Here is a 304-nt window from a genome sequence, read left to right as displayed (position 1 = left end):
GGCCGCCGAGGCCCGCTCGCGGACTTCCCGGTCGAACCGGTCGAACAGGGGAAAATACTTCTCACCGCAATGGCGCACGACGAGCGCCGCAATGCGGCGGCCTTTTTCAAGATCATGCAGGCTGAGGCTCATTGGGGCGCCAGACCCTTTGCTAGTTGGTCTTCGTCCGGTTCCAGACCATGACGCCGGTGCCGTCCTTTTCATTCTCGAAGAAGGCGGCGCGCACGGGGCTGGCAAAGCTTGGATCGTCGAGCTTGACGGCGAGGTACGGGGTTTCGCCGTCCTTGCTTTCCTGACGCCAGGC

1 protein-coding gene is annotated in these 304 nt (G+C 63.2%); it reads right to left on the bottom strand.

All coding sequences use genetic code 11. The features are described from left to right. Positions 1-151: 151 nt before the first annotated feature. Positions 152-304 (bottom strand): DUF736 family protein (locus tag B4F73_RS03190; protein WP_290482488.1); only part of this gene is annotated, 153 nt, incomplete at its 5' end.

Origin of the sequence: Hyphomonas sp. UBA3601, assembly GCF_002375605.1 — a bacterium.
In the GTDB taxonomy this organism is placed as follows: domain Bacteria; phylum Pseudomonadota; class Alphaproteobacteria; order Caulobacterales; family Hyphomonadaceae; genus Hyphomonas.
Note: the sequence above shows the minus strand (reverse complement) of the source record. Positions and strands in the feature narration are given on the sequence as shown.